Annotated in this window: 20 protein-coding genes; 7 read left to right on the top strand and 13 right to left on the bottom strand. The window is 72.0% G+C overall.

Annotated features, from left to right (window positions below; translation table 11 throughout):
* Positions 1 to 102: 102 nt before the first annotated feature.
* Together pepN and WYO_RS11005 are read left to right on the top strand one after the other, a co-directional pair.
* Entirely contained in the window at positions 103 to 2,724 is a 2,622-nt protein-coding gene (gene pepN, locus WYO_RS11010; protein WP_007562294.1) for an aminopeptidase N, read from the top strand.
* A gap of 179 nt (positions 2,725 to 2,903) precedes the next feature.
* Complete coding sequence (locus tag WYO_RS11005) at positions 2,904 to 5,246, top strand: PAS domain-containing sensor histidine kinase (RefSeq protein ID WP_007562292.1); 2,343 nt, start codon at positions 2,904 to 2,906, stop codon at positions 5,244 to 5,246.
* Positions 5,247 to 5,259: 13 nt separating this feature from the next.
* Here the strand turns inward: WYO_RS11005 and WYO_RS11000 are convergent, their stop codons facing one another.
* On the bottom strand, positions 5,260 to 5,514 hold the full coding sequence (locus tag WYO_RS11000; RefSeq protein ID WP_007562290.1) for a hypothetical protein: 255 nt from the start codon (positions 5,512 to 5,514) through the stop codon (positions 5,260 to 5,262).
* 151 nt (positions 5,515 to 5,665) lie between these two features.
* On the opposite strand from WYO_RS11000, the gene WYO_RS10995 reads away from it, so the two are divergent.
* The gene (locus WYO_RS10995; protein ID WP_007562288.1) at positions 5,666 to 5,950 is read left to right on the top strand and encodes a hypothetical protein; all 285 of its coding nucleotides are present in this window, start codon (positions 5,666 to 5,668) and stop codon (positions 5,948 to 5,950) included.
* Positions 5,951 to 5,959: 9 nt separating this feature from the next.
* Here the strand turns inward: WYO_RS10995 and WYO_RS10990 are convergent, their stop codons facing one another.
* The 4 genes from WYO_RS10990 to WYO_RS10975 form a co-directional block, all read right to left on the bottom strand.
* Positions 5,960 to 7,102 (bottom strand): GNAT family N-acetyltransferase, encoded by a 1,143-nt coding sequence (locus WYO_RS10990; RefSeq protein WP_007562286.1) that lies wholly within the window; start codon positions 7,100 to 7,102, stop codon positions 5,960 to 5,962.
* Positions 7,099 to 8,454, bottom strand: a complete 1,356-nt coding sequence (locus tag WYO_RS10985; protein WP_007562285.1) for a lipopolysaccharide biosynthesis protein — start codon at positions 8,452 to 8,454, stop codon at positions 7,099 to 7,101. Before WYO_RS10985 ends, WYO_RS10990 begins: the two co-directional genes overlap by 4 nt.
* 157 nt (positions 8,455 to 8,611) lie before the next feature.
* Positions 8,612 to 9,436 (bottom strand): GDSL-type esterase/lipase family protein, encoded by an 825-nt coding sequence (locus WYO_RS10980; RefSeq protein WP_244424144.1) that lies wholly within the window; start codon positions 9,434 to 9,436, stop codon positions 8,612 to 8,614.
* A gap of 17 nt (positions 9,437 to 9,453) precedes the next feature.
* Positions 9,454 to 10,551: an OpgC domain-containing protein gene (locus WYO_RS10975; protein ID WP_007562282.1), complete on the bottom strand. Its 1,098-nt coding sequence runs from the start codon at positions 10,549 to 10,551 to the stop codon at positions 9,454 to 9,456.
* A gap of 159 nt (positions 10,552 to 10,710) precedes the next feature.
* Here WYO_RS10975 and WYO_RS10970 point away from each other — a divergent pair, with 159 nt between their 5' ends.
* The 3 genes from WYO_RS10970 (at position 10,711) to WYO_RS10960 (ending at position 11,726) form a co-directional block, all read left to right on the top strand.
* Entirely contained in the window at positions 10,711 to 10,977 is a 267-nt protein-coding gene (locus WYO_RS10970) for a hypothetical protein (protein ID WP_007562280.1), read from the top strand.
* Positions 10,978 to 11,064: 87 nt separating this feature from the next.
* A complete protein-coding gene (locus tag WYO_RS10965; protein ID WP_007562278.1) occupies positions 11,065 to 11,331 on the top strand; it encodes an AbrB/MazE/SpoVT family DNA-binding domain-containing protein in 267 nt (88 codons plus the stop codon).
* On the top strand, positions 11,328 to 11,726 hold the full coding sequence (locus WYO_RS10960) for a type II toxin-antitoxin system VapC family toxin (RefSeq protein WP_007562276.1): 399 nt from the start codon (positions 11,328 to 11,330) through the stop codon (positions 11,724 to 11,726). Before WYO_RS10965 ends, WYO_RS10960 begins: the two co-directional genes overlap by 4 nt.
* Before the next feature lie 111 nt (positions 11,727 to 11,837).
* Here the strand turns inward: WYO_RS10960 and rfbA are convergent, their stop codons facing one another.
* From rfbA to rfbC, 4 genes are all read right to left on the bottom strand, one after another.
* Positions 11,838 to 12,728: a glucose-1-phosphate thymidylyltransferase RfbA gene (gene rfbA, locus WYO_RS10955; RefSeq protein ID WP_007562274.1), complete on the bottom strand. Its 891-nt coding sequence runs from the start codon at positions 12,726 to 12,728 to the stop codon at positions 11,838 to 11,840.
* Positions 12,725 to 13,630, bottom strand: coding sequence for a dTDP-4-dehydrorhamnose reductase (gene rfbD, locus WYO_RS10950; RefSeq protein WP_007562272.1), 906 nt, complete (start codon positions 13,628 to 13,630; stop codon positions 12,725 to 12,727). Before rfbD ends, rfbA begins: the two co-directional genes overlap by 4 nt.
* Positions 13,630 to 14,679, bottom strand: a complete 1,050-nt coding sequence (rfbB, locus tag WYO_RS10945; protein ID WP_007562270.1) for a dTDP-glucose 4,6-dehydratase — start codon at positions 14,677 to 14,679, stop codon at positions 13,630 to 13,632. The genes rfbD and rfbB overlap by 1 nt, the downstream gene beginning before the upstream one ends.
* Positions 14,680 to 14,787: 108 nt before the next feature.
* A complete protein-coding gene (rfbC, locus tag WYO_RS10940) occupies positions 14,788 to 15,339 on the bottom strand; it encodes a dTDP-4-dehydrorhamnose 3,5-epimerase (protein ID WP_039902746.1) in 552 nt (183 codons plus the stop codon).
* Positions 15,340 to 15,551: 212 nt separating this feature from the next.
* Here rfbC and WYO_RS10935 point away from each other — a divergent pair, with 212 nt between their 5' ends.
* Positions 15,552 to 16,457 carry a hypothetical protein gene (locus WYO_RS10935; protein ID WP_039902744.1) on the top strand — a complete coding sequence of 302 codons (906 nt, stop codon included), beginning with the start codon at positions 15,552 to 15,554 and terminating at the stop codon, positions 16,455 to 16,457.
* A gap of 153 nt (positions 16,458 to 16,610) precedes the next feature.
* On the opposite strand, the gene WYO_RS10930 is transcribed toward WYO_RS10935, so the two are convergent.
* Genes WYO_RS10930 through WYO_RS10915 form a run of 4 tightly spaced genes read right to left on the bottom strand, consistent with a single transcriptional unit; the run spans position 16,611 to position 23,536 of the window.
* On the bottom strand, positions 16,611 to 20,162 hold the full coding sequence (locus WYO_RS10930) for a tubulin-like doman-containing protein (RefSeq protein ID WP_007562265.1): 3,552 nt from the start codon (positions 20,160 to 20,162) through the stop codon (positions 16,611 to 16,613).
* A gap of 4 nt (positions 20,163 to 20,166) precedes the next feature.
* On the bottom strand, positions 20,167 to 20,655 hold the full coding sequence (locus tag WYO_RS28990) for a hypothetical protein (RefSeq protein WP_007562262.1): 489 nt from the start codon (positions 20,653 to 20,655) through the stop codon (positions 20,167 to 20,169).
* Complete coding sequence (locus tag WYO_RS10920; protein ID WP_244424142.1) at positions 20,652 to 22,154, bottom strand: hypothetical protein; 1,503 nt, start codon at positions 22,152 to 22,154, stop codon at positions 20,652 to 20,654. The genes WYO_RS28990 and WYO_RS10920 overlap by 4 nt, the downstream gene beginning before the upstream one ends.
* A gap of 23 nt (positions 22,155 to 22,177) precedes the next feature.
* Positions 22,178 to 23,536: a hypothetical protein gene (locus WYO_RS10915; RefSeq protein ID WP_007562258.1), complete on the bottom strand. Its 1,359-nt coding sequence runs from the start codon at positions 23,534 to 23,536 to the stop codon at positions 22,178 to 22,180.
* Positions 23,537 to 23,680: the final 144 nt, after the last annotated feature.

Here is a 23,680-nt window from a genome sequence, read left to right as displayed (position 1 = left end):
CGCCGCGCCTTTCCGATCCGTGATCCGAGCTGCGCGCCCGCGTTGCGCCGGGCCGCGCGAGGGACCAGAACGGGCCCGAACCCGATCCGGAGAGAGAGCCGAATGCGCACCGAGACGCCGCCGCTGATCCGCCTGGAGGAATACCGGCCGAGCGACTACCTGATCGACCGCGTCGATCTCGACATCCGCCTCGACCCGCACGCCACCCGGATCGACGCGACCCTGGCCCTGCGTCCGAACCCGGCGGGCCGCGCCGGCGCGCCGCTGCATCTCGACGGCGACGACCTTCGCCTGGTCTCGGCGGATCTCGACGGCGCGGCGCTCGCCGCGGTTTCTTACACCGCGACCCCGTCGGGCCTCACCCTGCACGCCCCGCCCCAGCAGCCGTTCGCTTTACGCCTCGTCACCGAGGTCGATCCGACCGCCAACACCAAGCTGATGGGCCTCTACCGCTCGAGCGGGGTCTATTGCACCCAGTGCGAGGCCGACGGCTTCCGCCGGATCACCTACTTCCTCGACCGCCCCGACGTGATGGCAATCTACACCACCCGCATCGAGGCGGACCGGACCGAGGCGCCGGTGCTGCTCGGTAACGGCAACCTGGTCGAATCCGGCCCCGCCGGGGCCGATCGGCACTTCGCGATCTGGCACGACCCGCATCCGAAGCCCGCGTACCTGTTCGCGCTGGTGGGCGGCCGGCTCGGCAAGGTCGAGACCAACTTCACCACCCAGGAGGGACGCGCCGTCACCTGCGCGGTCTATGTCGAGCCCGGCAAGGAGGCCCGCGCCGACTACGCCCTCGATGCCGTGATCCGTTCCATGAGGTGGGACGAGACCGCCTTCGGCCGCGCCTACGACCTCGACGTATTCAACGTCGTCGCCGTGTCCGACTTCAACATGGGCGCCATGGAGAATAAGGGCCTCAACATCTTCAACGACAAGTACGTTCTGGCGAGCCCCGAGACCGCGACCGACGGGGATTACGCGGCGATCGAGGCGATCATCGCCCACGAGTATTTCCACAACTGGTCGGGCAACCGGGTCACCTGCCGGGACTGGTTCCAGCTCTGCCTCAAGGAGGGGCTGACGGTCTTCCGCGACCAGGAATTCTCGTCCGACATGCGGTCCCGGCCGGTCCACCGGATCTCCGAGGTCCGGTCCCTGCGGGCGCGCCAGTTCCCCGAGGATGCCGGCCCCTTGCGCCATCCGGTGCGGCCGCGGGCCTATGCCGAGATCAACAACTTCTACACGGCGACCGTCTACGACAAGGGTGCCGAGATCGTCCGGATGCTGCGGACGCTGATCGGCCCGGAGGCGTTCCGGGCCGGCATGGACCGCTACTTCGCCGACAATGACGGCCGCGCCGCCACGGTGGAGGACTTCCTGGCGGCCTTCGCCACCGTGACCGGGCGCGACCTCTCGGCCTTCGCCGGCTGGTACGAGCGGCCCGGCACGCCGCGCCTGTCCGTCGCCATGGCCTACGATCCGCAGGCCGCCCGCTGCACCCTGCGCTTCGCCCAGAGCCTCCCTGGCGAGACCGGCCCCGACGCCCCGCCCCTGGTGATCCCGGTGGCGCTCGGCCTCGTCGGCGCTGCGGGGCCGCTCACCAACGCCACCTGCCCGGATGTCCGGAACGGGGTCTATGTCCTCGACCGTGCCGCGGCCGAGGTCGTGTTCGAGCAGGTCACCGAGGAGCCGGTGCCCTCGCTCCTGCGCGACTTCTCAGCCCCGGTGCGGCTCGATTTCGACCTCACCGACGCCCAGCGCATGCGGCTGCTGGCGCAGGACAGCGACCCGTTCAACCGCTGGCAGGCGGCCCAGGACGTCGCCCTGCGGCTGATCCTCGACCCCGATCCCGCCCGGGCCGACGCCTTCGCGGACGCGCTCGGGCGCTTCCTCGACGGCGAAGCCCTGGCCGACCCGGCCTTCGCGGCCCTGGTCCTCACCCTGCCGAGCGAGGGTGAAGCCGCCGATTCCCTGTCCGCCGACGTCAATCCCGACGCGATCCACCGGGCGCGGTTCGACCTGCGGGCGCGCCTCGGCCGGGCCCTTCGCTCGCGCCTGGAGCGCCTCGACGGCGCCCTCGCCCCGGCCGACGGCGCGGGCTACAGCCCGGACGCGGCCTCGGCCGGGCGCCGGTCCCTGCGCAACGCCGCCCTCGACCTGATCGCCGCGGGCGATCCCGAGGCCGGGACGCAGCGCGCGGCCGAGCGCCTGGCGAACGCCACCAACATGACCGACCGGCTGGCGGCGCTCGGCACCCTGGCGCTGATCCCCGGTCAGGCCCGGGAGGACGCGCTGGCGGGCTTCGCGAAGCGCTTCGCCGACGAGCCGCTGGTCCTCGACAAGTGGTTCGCGATCCAGGCGCAGATCCCCGAGCCCGGCACCCTGGAGCGAATCGCCCGGCTGAAAGCGCACCCGGCCTTCACAATGACCAACCCGAATCGGGTGCGCGCGCTGATCGGAACCTTGGCGTTCGGCAACCCGACGCAGTTCGCACGGGCCGACGGCGCCGGATTTTCCCTCGTCGCCGACACGGTCGCGGCGCTGGATTCGACCAACCCACAGGTTGCCGCGCGCCTGCTGACGGCCTTCGGATCCTGGCGTCGGCTGGAAAAATCGCGGGCCGCGAAAGCCGGCGAAATGCTTAATCGGATCAAGGCGATCCCGGGCCTGTCGCGGGACACGGCCGACATCGTCGCACGCACCCTGGGAGGTGGCTAAGTACCTGAACTTGCGGTAGAAATCGATTCTCTCGCCGAGTCGCAACCCATCGGGTCCGTCAAGGCCGAATGGTAAAAAATCCGTGGACAAACGCCCCTCGAAGATGGTTCTATCCCGTCAGATTCGAGGGGCGCGAGACGCCACGGACGGATCGCAGTTCCCTTGGGTGAGGTTCGGCCATGCCGGAGGCGGCTTCCGCTTCCTTCTCCGCGCGTGCGGATTCGAGTCTCGCCGTTTCCTGGCCGATGCGCGTACGGGATCCGCGGCTCGGTCTGATCGAGCGGTGGCTGCGCTACGCCGTGCCGGGCATCCTGGCGGTGTTCCTGGCCTGCCTGGTCGGGCTCGCGGCGCTCCACATCCAGGGGCAGCGTGCCGAGATCCTGGCCGGCGCCAAGGCCGAGGTCGAGGGCTTCGCCCGCCTGGCCGCCCGGGCGATCGTCCCGAGCGCCGGTAAGGCCTCGGACCTGCGCGTGCTGATGCCGGAGAGCGAGCGGCATCCCGGCCGGCGCCTGCTGCTGGTGCGGCCCGATACCCGCATCGCCGCCGCCCATCCGCCCCTTCCCTCCGACGCCACGACCCTGGCCCAGGTGCTCGGCGACAGCGAGCCGCTCTCCGGGCTCGGCGAGCGCGCCGGCGCCATGGCCCTCGACCTGCCCGGCGGCGAGAGCGTGCTCGCGGCCATCCACAGCCTGCCCGACGGGGCCGGACAGGTCGCGGTGCTGCAGCCGATCGAGCCGCTGATGCGCGGCTGGAGCGCCCGGGCCCGGGACCAGATCGTGCTGGTCGGGGCCGCGATCCTGGTGATCGTCGGCGTCGGCCTGGCCTACGGGCTGCAGAGCCGCCAGGCCACCCGGGCCGACCGCGCCCGCGAGCAGATCCGCGGCCGGCTCGAGACCGCCCTGCGCCGCGGCGCCTGCGGGCTGTGGGATTGGGACATCGCCCGGGGCCGGATCTACTGGTCCGATTCGATGTACGCCCTGCTCGGCTACCAGAGGCAGCACGAATATCTCTCCTTCGGGGCCGTGAACGCCCTGGTCCATCCCGATGACGGCGACCTCTACAGCCTCGCCCGGGGTCTCGCCGCCGCCCAGACCTGCGTCGACCACGCCTTCCGGATGCGGGGCGCCGACGGCGCCTATGTCTGGCTGCGCGCCCGGGCCGAGGTCATGCCCGACGCCACCGATGGCGGGCGCCACCTCGTCGGCATCGCCACCGACATCACCGAGCAGCGCGCCCTGGAGGAGACCAACGCGGCCTCCGACATGCGCCTGCGCGACGCCGTCGAGGCCATCTCCGAGGCCTTCGTCCTCTGGGATACCGGCAACCGCCTGGTGCTGTGCAATTCGAAGTTCCGCCACCTCCACGCCCTCAGCCCCGAGGATGCGCAATCCGGCCGGAGCTACACCGACGTGATGGGCCGGGGCGTGCTGCCCCAGGTCCGACGGGAATCCCCCGAGGCCGGCCTCGCCCTCACCGATATGGCCGCCCGGACCTTCGAGGCCGAGCTCACGGACGGCCGCTGGCTTCAGATCAGCGAGCGCCGCACCAAGGATGGCGGCTACGTCTCGGTCGGGACCGACATCACCAGCCTGAAGCGCCACCAGGAGCAGCTCCAGGCGTCCGAGCGCGAGCTGATCGAGACCGTCAAGGACCTCAAGCGCTCCCGCCGCACCCTCGAACTCCAGACCCAGCAGCTCGCCGACTTGGCCGAGCGCTACCTCGACCAGAAGGCCGCCGCCGAGGCCGCCAGCCAGGCCAAGTCCGAATTCCTGGCCAATATGAGCCACGAGTTGCGCACGCCGCTCAACGCGATCATCGGCTTCGCCGACGTGATGGAGAACGCGGTCCTCGGGCCGCTCGGCACCCCGCGCTACACCGAATATTGCCGCGACATCCGCGAGAGCGGCTCGCACCTGCTCTCGATGATCGACGACATCCTCAACATGGCCCGGCTCGAGGCACGCCGGGTGCGGCTGAACCCGCGGCCGATCCCGGCCGAGGCCGCTGTCGCCTCCGCGCTCGGGCTGGTCGAGGCGGCCGCCCGGGACAAGGGGATCGCGCTGGGCGTCGACGTCCAGCCCGGGATCGAGCTGCTGGCCGATCCGAGCGCGATGCAGCAGATCCTGGCAAATCTCGTCCAGAACGCCGTGAAGTTCACGCCGGCCGGGGGGCGCGTCGCGGTCCGGGTCCGCCGGGCGGGCGCCAGCACCCACCTGTTCGTCGAGGATAGCGGCATCGGCATCCCCCGGGCCGACCTCGCCCGGCTCGGTCGGCCGTTCACCCAGGTCGAGGCTCAGATGACCCGCAGCCACAAGGGCTCGGGGCTCGGGCTGGCGATCACCCGCTCCATGGTCGAGCTGCACGGCGGCTCGCTGCGCATCCGCTCCGAGGAAACGGTCGGCACCGTCGTCCTCGTGCGCCTCCCGGCCCCGGCGGCCGAGCAGAAGGAGCAGCCGGGCCGTGCCGCCGGCACGAAGCGGGAGGCCGCACGTCCGGGCGCACGCCGGTCGGCCGCGGCCTGAGCCGGTCGCCCATTCACCGGCGCGGATCGAGACCGCCGAGACGCGCCAGCCGACCCTGCTCCACCTGCCAGCGCGCATCCGCCACCGCCCGGGAGAGACGCCGGATCCGCCAGCGCCGGTAGAGCGTCAGGAGAGCGGGGCCGCCGAGCCCGGCCTGATGATGGCGCAGGCGTCGCAGCAAATCCGGCAGCACCGACGCCGCCGCATCGGCGGTGGCGATCTCGATCGCCCGCAATTCGGCCCGCAACCCGGCCTTCCAATCCTCCATGGCGACCCGGGCCCCCGCGGCGAGGAATCGTCCGGGCCGGCGGAGCAGGATCCCCCCGCGACACGGATGCGCCCCCGAGAACGCGCGTCGCGCACCGGCGTTTCCCCCTCAGAGGATCCGCCCGGCGGATCGCCATGGAAAGAGACGATCGATGCGCTCCAGGACCACGCTCCGCTTCACCCTCGCGGCCCTGCTCGGGCTGGCCGCGGCCCCGGCTCTGGCGCAGAGCGTCGGCTACGCCACCGGCTTCCCCGGCAAAGACCCGGCCGGCGACGAGGAGATCGGCTGGGGCCCAGCCTATCGTCCGGAGACGAGCTTCGCCCAGCCCGGCACGCCGCCCACCCCCGGCCAGATCGCCGGCAGGGCCTATCGGGCCCGGACCGGGCACGGCGTCTACGACCAGGTCCAGGGCGAGGGGCCGTACCGCAACCGGTAGGCGTCGGATTCAGCGCCGCCGCAGAGCCCGCTTGGCCGCGGCGCGCGCCGCGTGCTCGAACCGGGCGAGCCGCAGGCGTCGCTCCAGGGACAGGGTGTGATCCCCCGGCGGCAAGGCGATGATCTCGGCGATACGGGTTCGCTCGCGGTAGAGGCTCTCCAGGGCCGAGCCGTCGAGCGTCGCCGAATCGAGCATGTCCGCAAAGCCGGTCTCGTGGCAGGCGCGCACGATCTCCGCCTCCAAGAGCAGGCCGGGGGCGTGGCTGCGCAGATCCTCGTCGTAGGCGGTCTTCAGGAGCGTCGCTCTGCCCCCACCGACCAGGGCCAGGCTGATCGCGATCGGCCGGCCGTCGAGCGTGAGTGCATCCGCCCGGACGCCGATGGGGCCGGGCCGTTCGGCGAAGAGAGCCCGCGCGAGTGCCGCCCTGTCCAACCGGCAGGCCATGGCGGTGCCGGCCTGACCCTTCCAGCCCTTCCGCTCGAGGGCCAGGAAATCCGCCACAAGCCGTGCCAGTTCCGGGCCGCCCGCGGCGCCGACATGGGCCACGGTGCCGGCCTCGGAGAGGCGGCGGGTGCGCCGACGCAGATCCTTGAACCGGGACCGGTTCGGGTGCCCGGCCAGGAACGCATCGTGATCGGCGCGTCGCACCATCAAAGGGCGCTCGAACGCCGTCACGATGCCGATGGCCCAGCCGCGCGCCCGCATCGCCGCGAGCATCTCGGGGACGGCCCCGTCTTCCGTCGGCAGGAGCGGCCAGCGCCAGGCCCGTCCGCCGGACGCCTGTTCCAGCCCGGCGACCAGGGCCTGGATCGCCGCCGCGCGGTCGGGTCCGTCGATCACCTGGGGCGCTGTGGCGGTCACCAAGGGCGACAGGAACGGCTGCGCCACCCGGCCGCCGAGACCGGCGAGATCGCGCCGCAGCGTGAAGGGCAGGAGCGCGACCGGATCGCCGCCGCGGTGGACCGTGACGAAGCTGAGCGCCCCGGGCAGCAGCCCGGCTTCCCGATGGGCCGCGACCGCGTGGTGCGTGTAGTGCGGGTGCGGGGCGGCGCTCGACGCGTACAGCGCGTCCCACGCCGCCGGCTCGGGCGCGGGGCCGATCGAGACCGACAGGCCGGATGTCGTCCGCTTGGATTGCGCCACGGCGTTCACCGGATCGCTCCCGCGGACCAGATCGGGGTCGGCAGCCCGTGCAGTCGGCCGGCGGCGCGGGCGAGCAGGCCGGCGCGCGCGATCGTGGCGAGCGCCACCGCCAGGGCCGCGCCCAGGGGGCCGAAGGGCGGGATCAGCATCAGGCATAGGGCGCAGGCCACGATCAGCATGAGGGCGGTGATCCCGGCGCAGAGGCGTTCGCCGCCCAGCATGGTCAGGAGGTCCTCGCCCGGTCCGAACAGGCTCGCCGCGACGCTGCCGGCGACCAGCACGGCCAGGATCGGCACGCTGGACCCGAGGCCGGGGCCGAACATCGCCAGCAGCAGGGGGCTCAAGCCCACGATCGCGCCGCCGACCAGGGCCGTGGCGCCCGCGGTGAGCCGGCCCTGGCGGCGCACCAGGTCGGCGAGCAGGGGACGGTCGGCCCGGGCATGGGCGGCGCTGTAGCGCTGGAGCGTCGCCGCGCTGGCGGCGAAATGCACGAACACCACGAATTGCTGGATCCGGGTCGCGGCGAAATACAGGCCGAGCTCGGCCGGGCTCACCAGGGCGCCGAGCACGATCACGTCGACGAAGGTGAAGCCGGCATTGGCGAGGTCGATCCCGGCGATCGGCAGGCTGGTGCCGAGCCAGGTCCGCCACCGGTAGCGCTGCGGGCCGGCGGGCAGATCCGCCCGCAGCCGCGCCACGAGCAGGCCGGCCTGCAGCGCGGTGGCGATGGCGGCGGCGACCAGCATGCAGGCCATCGCGACCTCGGCCCGGGGCGGCGCCCCGAGCAGCACGGCCCCGACCATGCAGGCCATCATCAGGCTCTGGCGCAGCAGGTAGGGCGGCGCGATGGCGAGCCCGACCCAGTTCTGGCTGCGGGCCACGCCCTCGAGATAATCCTGGAGCGCGAAGAGCGGCATCACGCAGAGCGCGACGGCGATCGGCGCCCGGTAGGCCGGCGCGAACAGGCCGGGCTCCAACCACAACAGGGCACCGCCGAGACCCGCCACGCTGAGCGCCGCCCCGCCGGTGACCAGGGCACCGGCCCGGATATAGCCCCTGGCGAGGTCGAGATCGCCCCGTGCCTGGTCGGTTGGCACGAAGCGGCAGGCGCCCTGCGACAGGCCGAGCGTCAGGGTGTGGCCGAGCATGGCGGTCCAGACCCAGACGGCAGCGAACACCCCGTAGGCGTCCCAGCCCATCAGCCGGGCGGCGAGCACCTGGGCCGCGTAGGCGAAGCCGGCCGCCCCGACCCGGATGGCGAAGACGGTCAGCGCCGCCCGCGCCGGGCCGCTCCGCAAAGCGTGGAGCCGCCGGCCGGCGGCGGCGAGCTTGGTGGGGGCTGGGACGGCCGTGGCTGACACTACGCGCTCCGCGCCGGGCTCGGAGCATCGTCCCGAAAGGCGGCCGCCGGATCGGAAACAGACGATGTCCCGTCAAACCCGCTGGAGCATCGTCCGAGATCCAATATCCGGGGCGATAGTCCAGTGATCGTGGGTGAACGATCGCGGGTTTCCGGGTCTAGCCCGGGGCGCGTTGCGGCTCGGTTAAAGGCGGCGCGCCCGGGGCGGCCTTCGGGTCCGGAGCCGGGTCGGTGCGCATCAGCGAGGTGGCGATGGTCAGCGCCACGTGCTCGGCCATGCAGCGCAGGCCGAGATCGTTGAGCCGGAACTGGCGGCCGAGCATGTGGCCCTCGCCCCTGTCGCTGCGGCTCGACAGGTAATGCAGGGCCTCGTAGCGGCGCACCAGCGGCACCTGCTGCTGGGCGGCCACGGTGCGGACCGCCTCGACGATCCGGTTGTAATCGACGTCGGCGGCCATGCTGGCGGTGTAGATCGGATCGACCAGAACCACGTCGATCCCGTGCGAGCGGATCCAGGCCACGGCCTCGCTGAGCGCGCTCGCGAAGGCGTCGGCATCGACCCGGGCGATGGCGTCATGGGTGCCGACCTGCCAGACCACGAGATCGGGCTCGGCCTCCGCCACCATGGTGCGCAGGCGCTCGGCCGCCCCGGAGGCGATCTCCCCGGGCAGGCCGCGATGGTCGATCGACACGTCGGTCTTCGGCAGCGCCCGTTCCAGGGCGGCTTCGAGCTTGGCCGGGTAAGAGGCCGAGGCGCCCGGCGCGGCGCTGCCGCCGATCGCCAGGATCCTGAGCGGACGGTTCTCGCCGAGCGCGGTCCGGACCGCGCCCAGCTTGGCCATGGTGTAGAGCTGCGCGCCCGGGACCCGGCATTCCTGCGACAGGCCGGGCTGGTCACCGGCGCCCGTGTCGGCCGGTTGCTCCGCAGCCGCCCCCGGCACCAATGCCCCCAGGATCAGCGCGGCCAGCGCCCAGCGGGGCACGGGGACGCGCGCACGCCTCACGACCGGGCCCGGGACGACTTGGTGCGGCTGCGCCATTCGACGAACCATGCGGTGAACCCCAGACCGACCAGGCCGCTTCCGGCGACCAGCATATCGACCAGCACGCCGCCGCCGGTCTGGAAACGCACGAGCTGCCCGATCAGGCTCAGGATCGAGCCCATGGAGAAGACCGCCAGGGAGTTCCGGCCCAGCTGACTCAGATAGCGCCCGACCACCCCGATTCGGGGAGCCAGAAATGCGTAGAGCGGCGCGAAGGCGAGCAATACCCCCAGGAAATGAAGAAGCCGCGCCGGTGTCAGGTAGGTTTTCTCGAACGTGAACAGCAACCGCGGCTCGGGCACCATCAGCGGATCCGGCCGGAGACCCGTCACGGCGAGCGCGATGCCCAGGATGACGATGACCACGCCGGCCGGAATCAGGCGTCGCGACCAGCGGCGCAGGGTATCGGAGCGCAGGTTCCAGCCCTGGAGCACGAAGCCCAGCACCAGCAGAACCTGCCAGCAGAACGGATCGAAGAACCAATCCCCCTCCCCGGGCCAGGACGGGACGTTCCACTCGAAGACGAGGCTGGCGAGATAGATCGCCCCCGACAGCGCCAGGGCCGCGATCAGGCTGACACGGCCGACCAGCACGAAGATCGGGGCGATGCCGATCAGCACCACGTAGAGCGGCAGGATGTTGAAGAACCCGAGCTGGTAGGTCATCAGCGCCATGCCGCAGACCGATTGGATCGGGTCCGCGAAGAAGCCGCCGGCATTGTGCCATTCGAGGATCAGCGGGTTGTCGAGCAGCAGCGCCGACCCGGCGATGAGCGCCAGCGCCAGCAGCATCACGGTGAGCTGCGCGCGGTAGACCTCGACGGTGCGGGCGAGCAGCCGGACCACGCTCTGGCCGGCCGGCTCCGGGGTCCCGTCGCGCCGGCGCGTGGCGATGCCGATCGACCAGCCCGCCAGAAACACGAACAGCTCGGCGGCATCCGAGATGCCGTATTGCGAGAAGGTGTAGCGCTCGAAGGTGTTGCCCGGGATGTGGTTGACGAAAATCGTCACGAGGGCGAAGCCGCGCCAGAAGTCGATCGCGTTGGGGTCCCGCATCGTCGCGGCGGCTCCGGGGTTTCGACACTGGATCGGGGATGCGCGCCCCTGATACGGCGCCGGGCCCGGTCTGCAAAGGCGAACAAACGGGGAGTTCGCCCGGGGGCGCGAACCGGGTGGTCACGCTCGCGTTAGGTCCGGGCAAGGAGATCCGGACAGATGACCCGCACCATGACGATCCTCGGCCTCTCGGCCCTGCTGCCGATGCTGGCCGCGACGGCCGCCGCGGCGCAGTCCCAGACCGGAACCGGCGGCGGACCGACCTCGACGGTCACGGCGCCGCACACCTCTCCCGTCGGCCGCACGATGCCGCCCGCCTCCGGCGCCGGCGCCGCCACCCCGAACGATCGGCGCGATCGCACCCAGCAGCAGATCCAGGACGACAAGATCTCTCAGGGCATCTGCATCGGCTGCAGCCCGAAGTGACAGATGCGGCCGGACGCCTGCGCTGCGTTACGCTTGAGGGTCAGATCCCTGTATCTTACCCTCAGGTCATGAATCGGAGGCTCCATCATGGCGACGCTGACCGTGACGGCGCGCGGACAAGTCACTTTCCGGAAGGATGTGCTGAAGCATCTCGGCATCGAACCTGGTGACAAGATCAGGCTTGACCTGCTGCCTGACGGGCGGGCGGAGCTCAAAGCCGATCGGGCTCAAGGGTCGTGGGAGAACCTGCGCAACTTCTTCGCTGGGTCGACGAATGGCGCAAAGCTCTCGATCGAGGATATCAAAGACGCCATCGCCGAAGCGGGGGCTGCCGCCGGCGCTGGCGAGGAATGAAACTCACGGCCGACACGAATCTGCTGCTGCGCCTCGTCACCCCCGATGACGCGCAGCAGCAAGACATCGCGATCGGAACGTTAAAGACCGCCGATCTTGTCGCGATCAGTGTACACGTCTTCTGCGAATTAGCGTGGGTGATGGAGCGCCGTTATGGCGCACCTCGATCCCAGATCGCGCGGGCGATCCGGCAATTCATGGAAACACGAAACGTGGTGTTCGATCGCCCCGCGGTCGAAGCGGGGCTTGCCTTGCTGGAGGCCGGCGGCGACTTCGCGGACGGCGTGATTGCCTTCGACGGTCGGCGGCTCGGCGCCGAGACATTCGCGTCGTTTGACCGGAAGGCCGTGAAGCTGCTCGCCGAGCGTGGGATCGACGCCTTCCTGTTGTCGTAACGACCGGGGACTGCGTCGACGCCGGCCCTGTTGCGGCTTTCCGAAGTGCGGTGCACATCGAAGGAGCGCCACCGCACCCGACATTTCACTCTTGGGGCCAGCCCCGCGCCCTCACCGCAGCGCGAGCTCGTCCTCGCTCTCGCGGGCGAGGCGGAGCAGGTTCTGGCCGTAATTGGTCTTGGCGAACATCTCGCCGCGGGCGATGAGCTGATCGCGGGTGATGAAGTTCTGCAGGAAGGCGATCTCCTCCAGGCAGGCCACCTGGAGACCCTGGCGGTTCTGCAGGGTGCGGACAAACTCGCTCGCCTCCAGCAGGCTGTCATGGGTCCCGGTGTCGAGCCAGGCATAGCCGCGCGACATCCGCTCAACGTAGAGCTGGCCGCGCTCGAGATAGGCCTCGTTGACGCTGGTGATCTCCAGCTCGCCCCGGGCCGAGGGCTTCACCGCGGCGGCGATGTCGAGCACCTGGTTGTCGTAGAAGTACAGCCCGGTCACCGCCCAGGTCGATTCCGGCTTCTGCGGCTTCTCGACGATCTTGGTCGGGCGCCCGGTCTTGTCGAGATTGACCACGCCGTAGGCCTGCGGGTTGTCGACGTGGTAGGCGAACACCGTCGCGCCGGCCTTGCGGGCGCGCGCCTCATTCAGCAGCTCGCGCATGCCGGCGCCGAAGAACAGGTTGTCGCCGAGGATCAGCGCCACGTCGTCGGTGCCGACGAAGTCGCGCCCGATCACGAAGGCCTGGGCGAGGCCCTCCGGCCGCGGCTGCACTGCGTAGGTGAACTCCAGGCCGAACTGCTCGCCGGTGCCGAACAGGCGCTTGTAATTGTCGAGGTGCTCCGGCGAGGAGATGATCAGGATCTCGCGGATGCCGGCGAGCATCAGCACCGAGATCGGGTAGTAGATCATCGGCTTGTCGTAGACCGGCAGCAGCTGCTTGTTGATCGACAGCGTGGCCGGATGCAGGCGCGTGCCGGATCCGCCGGCCAGAACGATGCCCTTCATGGCTTGGAAGCTCCCTCTCGAACCGGCCCCACGAGCCGGTCGAGGATATCGTCGAGCGCCGCCTGCCAGGGCCGGGGCGTCATGCCGTAGGCCGCCGTCAGGCTGTCGGTGGACAGGCGCGAATTGGCCGGCCGCCGGGCCGGGGTCGGGTAGGCGGAGGTCGGGATGCCGGTGACCGGGATCGACCGGCCGCCGCGTTTGGCGGATCCCGCCACGATCGCCTCGGCGAAGCCGTGCCAGGTGGTGGCGCCGGCATTCACATAATGGAACGTCCCGGTGGGCGCGTCCGGATCCGCGGCCAGGCGCCGGGCGATCGTCGCCAGGGCGGCGGCGAGGTCGGCGGCGGAGGTCGGGCAGCCGTGCTGGTCGTTGACCACCGTCAGGGCGTCGCGCTCGCCGGCGAGCCGCAGCATCGTCTTGACGAAGTTGCCCCGGTGCGGGCTCACCACCCAGGCGGTGCGCACGATCGCGTGGCGCGGGTTGGCGCTGCGCACGGCGAGTTCGCCCGCGGCCTTGCTGGCGCCGTAGACGCTCTGCGGGTCGATCGGCGCGTCCGGCGCGTAGGCGCCGTCCGGCTTGGTGCCGGCGAAGACGTAGTCGGTCGAGACGTGCACGAGCGGGATCGCCTTGGCAGCGGTCGCGGCCGCCAGGATCGCCGGGGCGAGCGCGTTGAGGCGCCAGGCCTCGACCACGTCGGACTCGGCCTTATCGACGGCGGTGTAGGCGGCGGTGTTGATCACCGCCCGGTAGGCGCGCGCCTCCAGGGTCCGGGCGACGGCGCCCGCATCGGTGATGTCGAGCTCAGCCCGGGTCGGCGCGTGCACCGACACGCCGCCCGGCCAAGCCAGGGCCTGCAGCTCGGTGCCGACCTGACCGGCGCCGCCGAGGACCAGAATGTCCATCAGCGGGTCAGCCCCAGGCGCTCGCCGGTGTAGCGGCCCTCGCGGATCGGGCGCCACCAGCTCTCGTTGTCGAGATACCAGGCCACGGTCTCCTCCAGGGCCTGCTCGAAGGTCTTCTGCGGCCGCCAGCCGAGCTCGGTCTCGGCCTTGGTGCAGTCGATGGCGTAGCGCCGGTCGTGGCCGGGCCGGTCGGTGACGAAGCTGATCAGCCGCTCGTGCGGGCCGTTCTCGGGCCGCAGCCGGTCGAAGGCCGCGCAGAGCGCCTTCACCACCGCGAGGTTGTTGCGCACCGCCCGGCCGCCGAGCAGGTAGGTGTTGCCGATGCGGCCGCGCTCCAGCACGGCGACCAGGCCCTTGGCGTGGTCCTCGACATGGATCCAGTCGCGCTCGTTCAGCCCGTCGCCGTAGACCGGCAGCTTCTTGCCCTCGAGGGCGTTGAGGATCATCAGCGGGATCAGCTTCTCCGGGAAGTGCCGCGGCCCGTAATTGTTCGAGCAATTGGTTACCAGCACCGGCAGCCCGTAGGTCTCGTGCCAGGCGCGCGCCAGATGGTCGGAGGCGGCCTTCGAGGCCGAGTAGGGCGAGCGCGGGTCGTAGCGGCTGTCCTCGGTGAAGAACGCGTCCGGCGGCAGCGAGCCGTAGACCTCATCGGTGGAGACGTGCAGGAACCGGAAGGTCGTCTTCTCCGCCTCCGGCAGGGCCTCGTAATAGCCTCGCGCCCCGTCCAGCATGGTCTGGGTGCCGATGACGTTGGTGCGCACGAAGGCGCCCGGATCGGTGATCGAGCGGTCGACATGGCTCTCGGCGGCCAGGTGCATCACCGCCTGCGGCTTGAAGTCGGCGATGGCGGCCTGCACGGCGGCGCGGTCGCAGATATCGGCCTCGACGAGGCGGTGGCGCGGGTTGTCGGCCAGCGACGCCAGGGAGATCGGGTTGGCCGCGTAGGTCATCGCGTCGAGGGTGCAGACCTCGTGGCCGAGATCGTTGACGAGATGCAGCACCAGCGCCGAGCCGATGAAGCCGCAGCCTCCGGTCACGAGAATGCGCATGGCGGGTCCCCTTCGGATCGATCGCGGATGAAAATGAGCTGCCGGCAGCTAAAGACCGCCCGGCGTGACGAAAATACGGCCCGGCCGCGGGGCGGCTGGAAACGCCGTTCAGAACACCTGGCCGAGGTCGGCGAGCTTCGGCGCGCGGCGGTCCTTGTCGGATAGGATCGCGGCCGCGCCGGAGACCGGCCACGGGATCCCGATCTCGGGATCGTCCCAGGCCAGCGCCCGGTCGTGCTCGGGGCTGTAATAGGCGTCGACCTTGTAGGCGACCATGACGTCGGGGGTCAGGGTACAGAAGCCGTGGGCGAAGCCGTGCGGGATGTAGAGCTGCTCGCCGCTCTCCGCGTCGAGCGTCACGGCGACGAACTTGCCGAAGGTCGGCGAGGCGCTGCGGATATCCACCGCCACGTCGAGGATCGCGCCCTGGAGCACCCGGATCAGCTTGGCCTGCGCCTGCGGGGCGATCTGGAAATGCAGGCCGCGGATCGTGCCCTGCGGCGCCGAGAAGGACTGGTTGTCCTGCACGAACGGCGTCGTGATCCCGGCCTTTTCCATCGCGTCGACCCGGAACGTCTCCGAGAACCAGCCGCGGCTGTCGCCGAAGCGCTTCGGCTTGATGCGCTTGACGTCCGGAATCTCGGTCTCGATCACGTCCATGCCAGCGCGTCCCTCCCCGCGGATGCCGTCGGCTAGCCCCGCGGACATCTCCGCCTCGGTCGTCCCGGGCATCGCGCCCGCCCCGCCGAGAACAACCTCGATGATCGACCCGCGACTTCCGGTCATTCGCCGGCCGTGTCAAGGCGTGTTGCCTGCGGGGATGTTCGCCCGAGCGGTTTTTGCCAGGGCTGGTCTTGCGTTATGGGGCGCCGATGACGGGCGGATCGGTTGAGTCCCTGCTGCGCGACCACATCGCCGACCCGGCCTGTGCCTGGAGCCTCGGCGCCTACGGGGCGGTGGCGGCCTTCGCGCGGGATCCGGCCGAGCCCGTGGCGATCCGCGAGGACGGCCGGATCGGGCTTGCGACCCCGCGGGGCGCGATCGCGCTCACCGCGTCACCGGACTTGGTGCCGTTCGCCTACGAGACCGGTTTCACCGGCGGCTGGAGCCAGGCGGTCGCCCTGTGCCTGCCCGAGGCGGATTGCACCATGGGCCGGCGCGCGGTGCTGACGGAGCTCGGGCCCGACGCGGCGGCCGCGCGGGTGCAGGATCGCGGGGCGATCCTGTTCGATCTCGGCCTCCGGCTTCGGGCGGTCGATGCCTGCCTGCGCGTGGCCGATCCCGGCTTGATCGACGCCCTGCGGGCCGCCGCCGGCCGGCCGGTCTTCGCGCCCGGCAACCCGATCGGGCCGATGCTCGTGGCGGCGAGCCCGCACCGGGTGTTCCTGGCCCGGTTCGGCCGGATCGAGGTCTACACGCCGATCCCGCCGGCCGGCGGCGCGAGCGCCCCCGGGCCGCACAGCCACATCCTGCCCAAACTCCTGCGTCTCGGCCGGACCCATGCGGCGACCGCGCCGATCCCGACCGGCCTCGTGCCCTGCGCGGCGCTCCATCCGGCGCATCCCGCCAAGGACGCGGCCGACCGCCGGGCCGGCTTCGATGCCGCCCGCCATCTCGCCTTCGGGCGCCTGCTCGACGCCTGGGGCGACCCGGCCCTCACGGCGCTTCGACGGACTGTGCTGGATGGCGATGAACCCGATCCCACGCTGGTGAACGGTCGCTTCGCCCGCTCGGCGATCCGGGCGGCGCGGGCGCAGGTTTTGGCGATGCGTGGCTGAGCGCCACCGCCGTCATTGCGAGCGCAGCGAAGCAACCGAGGGCAGCGCGCGTTCTCAAGATGTGGGGCTACACTGGGTTGCTTCGCTGCGCTCGCAATGACGGTGTGGCCCGCGTGAGACCGTTGACCACACCGTCGCCAACCGCATGCGCGTTCAGCGAGCCGGAGGCGGTGGCGGCGGTGGTGCCAGGAGCGGGGCGAGCGCTGGGTGGTCGCCGGCGGCGATCCAGGCTCCGCCCTGCGGGTGGATCTGGGTGGCTGCGCTCAGGGTGCCGGCGCGCGCCTGGGCGGCCAGTTCGGAAAGCGGGAACGGGCCTTCGACCGTGTCCCGGTAGACGTAGAAGAGCGCGGCCGGCGGCGGTGGCGGCGGGGCGGACGCGGCCGGGTTGGCGAGCCGCAGCAGCCCCTCCGTGGTGAAGGAAGCGGGCTCGATCACGCGCTTGTCCACGGCCCGCAGGGCTGGCGGGTCGGCCGGGTCGCGGTTGGCCTCCTCGGCGGGCACGTCGGCGAGGCTGCCCGGGATCGGCTTCGTCCAGGCGTCGATTTGGGCGAGGAACGCGTCGAACAGCCGGTCCGGATCGCCCGGCAGGCCGCCGGCCTCGACGGCGCCCTGGCGCCAGCGCCGGCTCAGCGCGTCCGCCACCGCGTGGCCGATCCCGCCGACCCGGGCCTCGGCGTCGAAATTCACCGTCTCGCGCCGGGGCGCGTAGGCGCGCTTGGCGGTCCAGGCGAAGAGCGCCGCCATCGCGAGGTTCTGGACCGGCGACAGGGCCGCCTCGGCCTCGGCGAGCTGGGCCGCGATCGCCGCGCGCTGAACCCGGTCGAACAGCTTGCGCCGCAGGGTCCGCTCCGAGCCGACGCTGCGCCAATCCCCCGGTTCGAAGGCGAAGCGCCACAGCCCGGTTTCCGGCGCGCGCTGGAGCAGGCCGAGGCAGACCGCGCGCAGGAACAGCGACAGGGTCTCGCGCAGGGCGTCGGATTCCTCGGCCGAGGGGGCGACCGGGTCCGGGAAGCGCAGATAGTCCTTGTGGTTGTGGAGCGGGATCGCGTCGAGGCGGTCGAGCTCCTGCGCGTAGGCGTTGCGCCAGTCGCGCCGCAGGGGGCCGAGCACGTCGAGCGGCACGCCGGACAGCTCGCAGTAGCAGACGATCCGGCCGCGCTGGCTCGATTCGAGGAAGCCGATCTCGCCGGCGCCGAGCACCGGCGGCAGGCTCGCCCGGAGGATCGGGCCGAACTCGGCCTGGAAGGCGCGCGCGCCCTCCACCGCCAGGATCGTCTTGAACTGGTCGCCGCCCGGACTGAAGGCGTCGAAGCGCGCGTAGATCCAGGGCATGCAGCGCAGCAGCATCAGCTCCAGGGTCTCGCGCTGCCGGGCGGGGGGCAACTCCCGCAGGGCGTCGAGCGCCGAGGGGATGCGGGCGCGGTGCGGCCCGAGCCGGCGCCGGGCCATGTCGCGCACCGCGTTGAGCAGGTCGGCGCGGGTGTCTTCCTCGCGCAGCAGCGCGAAGATCGCCCGGGAGCCGCCATAGGCCCGGAACGCCTCCCGGGCCCAGGCCAGCTGCTCGGCGGGCGCGACCGCGATCTTGTCCGGCAGGTCGCCCGAGGGCAGGACCAGGAAGGTGCCGCCCGAGGGGCGCTCGATGGCATTGCGGATCTCGGCGATGTCGAGACGCAGCTCGCGCATCAGCCGGCCGACATCCTCGTGGCCCTGGTTCAGGGCGCCGAGCAGGCCGTCGTAGCGGGCGGCGCCGGTCTCCGGATCCCGCCCGGTCCGGGTGCCGAGCTTGGCCGAGACCCGGCGCAGCAGCTCGGCCGCCTCGCGGGCGGCCACCGAACGGATGCGCAGGACGCAGGAGCCGCGCAGATCCTCCCGGGCCTGCTCCAGGTAGCGCTCGGCGTCGCGCCGGTGCGAGAAGATCAGGCCGGGACGGACCTGGTCGAGCCGGCTGAGCGAGGCGGAAAAATGCTCGGCCAGCATCTCGTCGGCGAGCCGCGCATAGGTGTCGGCGGCGGCATTGAGACGGGCGAGCGCGCCGCCATCGGCCTCGACCAGCTCCTTCACACCCTCGATCAGCGCCCGGGCGTAGTCGAGGCCGCCGCGCTCCTGGTCGTCGAGCAGGCGGTAGAGGGCGGCGGGCAGCGCGCCGTCCTGGTCGGAGAGCCAGGCCGCCTCGAGCTTGGCGCGCACGTCCAGCACCTCGGCGCCGCGGGGGCCGTAGGCGGCGCCCGAGCCGGTGCGGCCCAGGATGTCGTCGCGCAGGCGCTCGGCCTCCTTGCGCAGGTTCGGCGCCCAGTCCCGGGGGCTGGCGATCTCGGTCCGGATCGCGTCCACCGCCTCCTCGACGCCGAGCGCCACCGATTCCTGGATCGAGGAGCCGTCCGCCCGTTGCAGCAGCGTGCCGACGAGGTCGTATTCGGGGATGCCGGGGGGCGCCGGGCGCAGCACCTTCGGGAAGGCCTCGAAGGCGGAGAAGCGCAGGGCGAGCCGGTCGGCGGCGAAGCGGTCGCGCTCCTCGACCGTGGGGATGTGGCGCTCCCCCTGCCCCCGGGCGACGCCGAAGAACGCCTCGACCATGCCCAGACCCGCCCGGGCGGCGTGCTCCTCGAATTCGAGGCTGCCGCGTGTGGCCAGCACGGCCTGGCCGAGGGCCGAGTAGTTCAGGGAGAACAGGGCGGCGCGGCCGGCGCGGTCCGGGCTCGGCGGCGCCCATTTGCGCATCTTGTGCTGAGTCTGGTTGACGCCGGTCGAGCGCTTGCGGCCCGAAAATTCGGAATTGCCGAAATCCTCGAACAGCACGTCGGCCATCATGTCGTAGAGGTCGCCGATCGCGGCGGTGCGCTGGTCGGCGAGGTTCTGGGTGTCGAACAGGTAGACGTCGCTGAACGGCCGCTCGACCCCGCGGGCGACCCGGGCATGGTCGCCCCAGCTCTCGACATAGGGCGGCTCGGGATTGCCGCGCATGGCGTATTCGAGCTCGGACAGGGTCGCGACGCCGTTGGCGAAGACCCGGTCCTTGTTGGCGCCGACATAGCCCGAGGGCAGGACGAGGAAGAGATCGACCGCGTCCGGTCGCTTGGGCGTCTCCAGCGAGGAGATCGCGTAGCCGGCATCGATCACCGCCCCCGAGCCGGTGCCGCCGGCCACCGACGCCACCACGACGACGCGCAGGTCCGTGGCGGTGTCGAGGCCGAGCGCGCGCAGCTGCGCCTCGTTCGAGACGTTGGCCAGCACCGCGCCGGCCTTGGCGGTCAGCCGGTCCATGAAGCTGCGCACCTCGTCGAAGAACAGCAGCCGCGCGATGGCGCGGATCTGCCCCGCGCCCTTCGAGGCGTCGATGCGCGACAGGTCCCGGGCGGGCAGCCAGGAATCGATATGCGGGTAGCTGCGCCGCTCGGCCTGGTAGCGAGCGAGGTTGACCGCCTTCTGCAGGGTCTCGCCCTCGCGGAACGCGACCTTGGCCGAGAGCGCGTCGGTGGCGGCCGCCCGGCCGGCCTCGCGGGCCTCCAGGGTGTCGGTGTCGAAGTAGAGGAAGGACGCGGCCGGGAACTGATCGAGGGCGCTGATCCGCGTCCCGTTCCAGTCGGCCTGGAGGATGCGCCGGCGCAGGCGCAGCAGCACCTCCATGCCGGTGCCGCCGAGCGCCACGAACACGGTCGGGCGGACCTTCAGGAGCGTCTCGGTCTCGGCGGGCCGGGCGTCAGCCATGGTCTCAGCGCCTCCGTTCGGGTGCGCGCAGGAACAGCACCAGGGCGGCGCCGAACAGCACGAGGCAGAGGGCGAAGCCGGCCGCGAGCCCGGCCCAGGCCTGCCAGAGCCGGCCGACCGTGGCGCTGACCAGGATCGCGGCGGTGAGCATCAGCGCCGAGAACAGCATCCAGCTCGCACCGTTGGCGGCGTCCAGCGTCGCCCGGCGGTTGATCAGGTGGGTGCGCACGCCCTGGCGGACGAACAGGAACAGCACCGCCAGAACCACCAGGGCGGCGGCGCCGAGCGCGAATTCCGTGGTGGTCGGCCCCCGTTCGAGGGTGCTGAACGGGTTCGCCCCGGTGCTCGTCCCGGTGGGGGCCGGCGCGGTCTGGATCGGATCGGCCTGCGGGGCCGGGTTCTGCGGGGCGGGGATGGTGAAATCCTGCCCGGTCCGGGCCTGGACGTGAACGAGCCCGGGAGGCCCCAGGCGGTCGAGATGCAAAGGAATCATGCGCCGGGTTCGGGCTCCTGCAGGCGGGTGGCGCGGGCCGGCCCCCACAGCCCCGCCCGCACCTGCCAGCGGCTGCCGTCGGGGGCGCGCAGGGTCTGGGTGCGGTACGGCCGGAGGCTCACCCGCTTCGGGACGGTGCCGAGCATCACGGTCTGGACCCGCGCCCGGGCGAGTGCGAGGGCCCCGAGGCCGGCCGCGGCGGCCAGCGCCAGGGCGGCGGAGGCGGCGGCGATCAGCGGCCAGGGCGAGAACGCCGCCTCGATCCGCACCGGCAGGCTCACCGACGCTTCCGAGACGCCGCGATAGTCGCGGAACAGGCCGGGCAGCCGGCCCTCCACCGCACGCGCATCCCCGACCGGCCCGCCCATCTGGTCCCCGGACAACAACCCGCTGCCGAAGATCGGCCGCACCCGTTCCAGGAAGGCCGGATCCAGCGCCAGGCGCAAGTCCGCGAGCCGCAGAGTCAGGGTGCCATCCACGGTGCGGCCGTCGGAGAGCAATCCGGCGAGGCCGCTCGGGCGCGGAATCGGCGGCAGGGTCAGCACCACGGAGAGCGGCCCGCTCTCGGCCTGCGGCGCCAGGTCGGCGATCTCGGCGGGCGAGACCGCGGCCTGGGCCAGCCCCGCCTCGGTGCCGACCTCGCTCCAGCTCAGGGCGAGCCGGGCCGCCGCGACGCGCTGCGGGTAGAGGCCGTTGCGCAGATGGGCGGTCAGCCGCAGGGCGGTGCCGGCGGCGGCATCGGCCCCGCTCACGATCAGGACGCCGTTCTCCAACCCGGCCTGCAAGCCGCCGGTGTCGAGCCGGTCGAAGCGCAAGGTCAGGCCGCCGGCCAGCACCGGCTTCAGGCTCACCGACGGGTGGCTGAACAGGGCCTTGAGCGCCGGGGCGCTGACGGCGGATTCGAGGGCTCGGCCGCCGGCCGCGCCGTAGCCGATGCCGTAGATGACGAACCCGCCCTCCGAGAAGTTGCGACCTTTGAGGGGCATCCGCACCGGGTAGGCGACGATCCGGCTGATCGCCGCCGAGTCGCGCAGGGCCGCGTAGAAGGCGGCGGTGTTGCGCTCGACCTCGGCGCTGTTCCCGGGGCTGTTCTTGTTGTTGGTGACCATCCAGATCACCCCGTCCCGGCCGCGCAGGCCGGTGCGGATCGCCCCGAGCAGCGCGCCGTTGAAATCCGCATCGGCATAGGCCGTGCTGCCGGCCTTGCGCGGCAGGTCGATCGAGGCGATCGCCGCCCGGACCTTCGCGGCGTCGTAGGCGCCGTCATACAGGATGCGCGGCGAGGGCCGGCCCGGGACCTGCCCGTCCTGGTCGAAGGTCGCCACGGCCATATCGGCTCCCGGAACCCGGGTTGCCGCGACCAGGGCCTCGACCAGGGGCCGGAACTGCGAGCCCTCCGCGGTCAGGAACGGCTCCATCCAGCCGGAATCCTGCACGAGGAAGACCTGCCGCACCGGCGCCTCGGCCCGGGCATGTCCGCCGAGCGCGAGGACAAGCATCAGAAAGATCCGCAGGACCATGCTCATGCCGCGCGCAGCCGCAGGGCGTGGCAGCGGCATTCCGACCGGCTCCAGAGGTAGAGCACGCCGTCGTGCAACAGCGCCCGCGCGTCGCCGATCCGCGACACCGCCAGACCCACCGGCAGGCGGCGCAGCCCGGCCCCGTGGGCGTGGTGGAGGACGTGGCCGGTCACCGGCCCCGACAGGCGCTCGCCGCGCAGGAAACCGCCGCGCGGACCGGGAATGTCGAGGGCGAGCAGGATCGTGTCGCGGGCCATCGACAGGCGGGGCACCAGCAGGTTGCCCGCATGGGTGCCGAGATTGAGGACCTCCTCGGCGGCCTGCCAGGGCACGTCGAACCGCTCCGCGCCGGAATAGGTGCAGGGTTTGGCCGCCAGATGCGGCCCGTCGAGGCGGTGGAGGTTCGGATCCGGAGCCAGCGCGGCGACGTGATAGCGGCCCTCCGCCATGCCGAGCTGGTGATACAGGTCGGCGCGGTCCCGCCAGGGCGCCTGGGCGATGACCGGCGTGAAGCCCCCGGGCCAGGGAGTGGCCGTGGTCTCGTCACCGAGCGTCCGGCAGGCGACGAACCCGTCCGGGCCGGTCCAGACGGCGTCGCCGAGCCGGTTCATCCACGGCCCGGCGAAATCCGCATCGGGGGCGGCGCGCCCGAGGTCGCGCAGGTCGAGGGCGTCCGACTCGGCCGCAAGGCGGCAGAGGACGAGGCGCCCGCCCCGCTCGCCGAGGACGAGGAGGTCGCCGCCGCGCCAGCACGGCGCCGACAGGAACCGCAGGCCTGCCGCCCGGGTCTCGGTGTGGACCAGACCGCGCCCAAGTTGCGGCAGTTTCACGCCGACCAGCACCTCGGCGGTGGCGTAGGCGATGCCCCTGCGGCTTGCGGTGATGCCGGTTCCGACCGGATGCGGCGGCAGCCGTTCGTGGCCCACGAAATTTCGGCCGTCCCATTCCGCGAACGCGCCGAGATTCTCCTGGAACAGGTACAGCGCGGCCGGGTGTCCGGCCCGGATCAGCGCCGGCACGCCGCTCGGCAGCGGCACGTCGGCGAGGCTGTCCAGGTCGATGTCGAGGATGTCCGGGGCCGGAAGCGGGACCGGCGGGCCCAGCGCGGCGCCGGTCTCGGGCGAGTGCGTGAAGGCGGCCGGAAAAGGCCGGCCCTGCCCGTCCCGGCGGATGCCCAGATAGGCGATCCGGGCATCGCTCGCCGGGACCAGGGTTCCCGCGACCTCGGCCGCGCGGGCCCGCCCGCCCCCGAAGGTCCAGCGCTGACGCCCGGGCAGATCCGTGACCCGCGGGTCCGGATCGATCGGCCAGATGCCCTCCGGTGCGGCGTGGGCGAGCGGCGATGGATCGTCCAGGTTCAAGGGCACCGGTCCAGGGGCGGGAAAGTGACGGGGATCGTTCCCGATTTTTAGCGGGATGGGAAGGGTGGGGGCGATGGGACGGCCCGTTCACGCCAGAACGAGATACGGGTCCCCCCTCTGCCCGCAAGCGGGGCGAGGGGAGAT

Source organism: Methylobacterium sp. GXF4 (genome assembly GCF_000272495.1).
GTDB classification, from domain to species: domain Bacteria; phylum Pseudomonadota; class Alphaproteobacteria; order Rhizobiales; family Beijerinckiaceae; genus Methylobacterium; species Methylobacterium brachiatum.
Note: the sequence above shows the minus strand (reverse complement) of the source record. Positions and strands in the feature narration are given on the sequence as shown.